At 61.5% G+C, this 3,412-nt stretch carries 5 protein-coding genes; all 5 read right to left on the minus strand.

Features of this window, described 5'->3' with window-relative positions:
• The coding region (locus tag AAFO90_RS24345) for a hypothetical protein (protein WP_347511119.1) at positions 1–526 on the minus strand (526 nt) is incomplete at its 3' end.
• 299 nt (positions 527–825) lie between these two features.
• Positions 826–1,269 (minus strand): tyrosine-type recombinase/integrase, encoded by a 444-nt coding sequence (locus tag AAFO90_RS24350; protein WP_347511120.1) that lies wholly within the window; start codon positions 1,267–1,269, stop codon positions 826–828.
• Between the two features lie 799 nt (positions 1,270–2,068).
• Positions 2,069–2,344 carry a type II toxin-antitoxin system RelE/ParE family toxin gene (locus tag AAFO90_RS24355; RefSeq protein ID WP_347511121.1) on the minus strand — a complete coding sequence of 92 codons (276 nt, stop codon included), beginning with the start codon at positions 2,342–2,344 and terminating at the stop codon, positions 2,069–2,071.
• On the minus strand, positions 2,337–2,630 hold the full coding sequence (locus tag AAFO90_RS24360) for a type II toxin-antitoxin system RelB/DinJ family antitoxin (protein ID WP_347511122.1): 294 nt from the start codon (positions 2,628–2,630) through the stop codon (positions 2,337–2,339). Before AAFO90_RS24360 ends, AAFO90_RS24355 begins: the two co-directional genes overlap by 8 nt.
• A gap of 86 nt (positions 2,631–2,716) precedes the next feature.
• Positions 2,717–3,412: replication initiation protein (locus AAFO90_RS24365; RefSeq protein WP_347511123.1), on the minus strand; the 696-nt coding region annotated here is incomplete at its 5' end.

A 3,412-nucleotide genomic window follows, 5' to 3' on the forward strand; every position in this document is an offset into this window, starting at 1 on the left:
CTCCCCAAACGGAATATGATGATTTGTCGTCGACCCCCATGAGCGCACGCAATTCGTCGAGGTCGAAGATCCAGTAGGGCCGTCCGAGGCGCTTCTTGTCCGCGAGTAGTGCGTAGAGCTGCCTTCCATGACCGGTCAGTCGATGGGCCGCAGTGGCCTCAATCTTCGTGAAATTGGCAGGGCTGCGGAGAGCGTGCACCCCGGCTGGCGGGATCAGCAGGCGAGCGACGCTGCCACCTGCCGTGATGCGCCATTCTGCCAGAACAACGGCCCCCCAGGGATCGCCGCGATGCTCTCCGGACAGCTTCACGCCAGTCAGGCGCTCGAGGCACTGCCTCAGCCAGACGTTGTCGGCCCGACCACCCTCTCCGCGTAGGCGTAGGGTTGGCACCTCCAGCCATACGGCGTTGGGGACGGTAGCGGGCACGCGCTGCTCGTCCAGAGCCGCGGCGATTTCCCAGACCGCCGACACCATGGCAGGCGTCAGGGGTGTTTCAGATCGGAGCGCGACAGCGCTGGACGGCACGGTGATTTCCCTCATTAGTGTATGGTATAAAAAATAAAAATACACTGCAATATTTTCATTGACCCCTCCCGGACGTACATTCGAACACTCCCGGACGTACATTCGAACACTCCCGGACGTACATTTTTACCCTCCCGGACGTACATTTTTACCCTCCCGGACGTACATTTTTAGCCCCATAGTGTAAGTGTCGGGTGTCGAGGGGAGCGCTAGCGACACGCGACACTCGACACCCGACACTCAGCGAAACTGGGCGCTCGAACCGGAAGGTTGCGCCTAGAGGAGGCCAGAGATCGCGATCAAGGTTCGAGCGGATCGTAATCATCGACAGTGTCAGCATCCGCTCCAATCCGGACCTCTCGCGTTGCGTCGGCCTGAAGAAGCCCAACACACCCACCCTGTCCCTGACCACTGGACCCGTATCGCTGCTGGCTTTTCACCGAGAGGTGGCCAAGAGCCTTCGCGATCTGGATCTTGTCAAAACCCGCAGCTTTCAGGTTGGCGGCGAATTGGTGTCTCAGGCTGTACGGGGACACCTGACCACCCATCCGAGGGCGGATACGCTTGGACCAATCCAGATTGATACGTTTCGCCCTGCGTTGAACCACAGTGAACATTTCACCTTCCGGAATTGCTGAGAGAAGGGCTTGGCCCTCGGCGGAGTGTGCCTTGATCCACAGGACCCGTTCAGGCTGACCGCTGCGTTCTGTGACCTTAGCTCCACGGATGGTGACCTTGATCATCTCCCCGCTAGGTTCCCAGGCGCGCTCTAAGGCCACTCCTAGCTCGATCTCGTTCGGTCTGGCCCCGACCCACCCGCAAGCCAGAGACGGCCTCATAGCGGGCGTTGCAGCGTCCCAGGCGCGCTTCTGCCAGTCAGGGTCCTTCGGTAGGCTCTTCCGCTTCGATTTTCGGCGCACTGTACGTTCCAGAGGCTTCTCAGCCCCTGAGATCGCCGTATAGGCCCGGAGAGCCGCCCTAGAGGCCCTTGCTTGCCTCCAGGCTACCTCGAGGTCCCGAGAGCGCTGAGCCCTATCACAGGCGCTCCTGTGGGCCGAGAAGAGCCTCGCCGCTTCATGGCGAAGAGCCGCTCGGTGGTGATCCCAGCTCTGACGGGTGACGCCATCCATCAGTCGACCCCCAGACTGGGCGCTCAAATCAAGACGCGCGCGACCCACCCGAGCGTAATCTTCCGCAGTTTCCGGGCTGACCCCTCTCCCAGCCTTCGCTCTCTCGACCACATCCGTCTCCTGGGCGAGACGATGGGTCTCCTTCACGAAGGCTATGAGTTTATCCCGATCCGTTTCCATGATGACCCCAGCTCAATGACCCCGCAGGCTGGGGTCATGTCGGGGCGCATACGCCGCCCCTCCGCGTCCTCGGCATACGCCTCAGTCGCACGCCTATAGGGGTGCAAAACGAGGGCAAGGCCCTCCTTCTGCACCCCTATAGGCTACATTATTGCATCCCCATGAAAAGGGAGAGCAATAATGTAGCCTCAGGCCCCGAAGAGTGTTTGAACGACTGTCTTGGATTGGGTGGTCAGGGCCACATTTGGGCCGCGTGAAGTACCCGCAGGACCCTCACCAACTCCGGGCTTTCAGCATAGACCACGACATAGTTGGGCCGGACCACCAACTCCCGTGTCCCCTCAACTCTGCCCGTCCGGCAGCGCTTCGGGTGCTCGGGAAGCCGCCCCACCTTACTCTCGATCTCCTCGAGTAGGGCGAAGGCTGCGACTGGATTGTCGTCCGAGATGTAATCGATAATCGCCATCAGGTCTGCGCGGGCCGGTTCTGCCCATTCGAGATCAGGCACGGCGCTTCCCGTCGATCAACGCGCGGGCTTCTTGCATCATCTGGGCGTGCGGCGTGGTCGCTCCCGGATCGGCCAGAGCCTCCTGCACTTTTGTCCGGAACCAGGTGTCGTAAGAGTCCGGATCGGCAGTCAGACCAGCGGGAAGTCCGCCCTCGGCCGCGACCCTGGTCAGCAGGATCCGCACAGCATCCGAAAGCGTCAGGCCGACCCCGGACAGGGCCTTGCTGGCTTGGGCTTTGAGGTGATCGTCCACCCGTACGTGGAGCATCGAGGTTTGGGCAGGCATGGCGCGTCTCCAGAGGTCTCACCCTATTATGACTGTATCTCAAATGAGACACAATGGGGGCTTTGCTGCCTGTCCGAGGAGGTGCCTCATGGGGTCTTGTCTCGTTCCAAATGGACGGTCTCTGGGGGCTCTTGAGTTTTCCGTATTTTCGGCCTGTCCGGGAGGCTTTCAGGGGCGAAAATATCATAGGCGGCGCGCGCCAGATCGCGCTCGTTCCGGGTGATCTGGCGCCCCCCGGCCTCGAATGTCCGGCCCGCGCGGTTGCCCCAGTTCTCCCGCTCCAGGTCCGTCAGCCCGTTCCACCACTCCCGGGCCGGATCGCCCTGCGGGGTGGCTTCGATGATCGGTGGAGCGTCGGTGGTTTCCTGAGATTTCCGGCGTGCGGCGCTGTGGCGGTCGTTTTCAACGGCGGTTTCCGCAGCTTCGTGCGGGTCCTTCCAGTGCCAGTCAAAGCGCACGGCATGGACTGATCTCCCCCGCTTCTCGGGGGTCATTTTGATCGTGACCGTGCCGTAGTCGTTGATGGCTTCGATCGCGGGATCGAGGACGCTTCTGCGAAAGGCTCCCCAAACGGAATATGATGATTTGTCGTCGACCCCCATGAGCGCACGCAATTCGTCGAGGTCGAAGATCCAGTAGGGCCGTCCGAGGCGCTTCTTGTCCGCGAGTAGTGCGTAGAGCTGCCTTCCATGACCGGTCAGTCGATGGGCCGCAGTGGCCTCAATCTTCGTGAAATTGGCAGGGCTGCGGAGAGCGTGCACCCCGGCTGGCGGGATCAGCAG

This window comes from Phaeobacter sp. CAU 1743, from assembly GCF_039839315.1.
GTDB classification, from domain to species: Bacteria; Pseudomonadota; Alphaproteobacteria; order Rhodobacterales; family Rhodobacteraceae; genus Phycobacter; species Phycobacter gallaeciensis_A.

Excerpts from the sequence above, each read along its gene's own strand:
- AAFO90_RS24350 (WP_347511120.1), bottom strand. The coding sequence starts at position 1,269 with ATGATCAAGGTCACCATCCGTGGAGCTAAGGTCACAGAACGCAGCGGT.
- AAFO90_RS24360 (WP_347511122.1), bottom strand. The coding sequence starts at position 2,630 with ATGCCTGCCCAAACCTCGATGCTCCACGTACGGGTGGACGATCACCTC.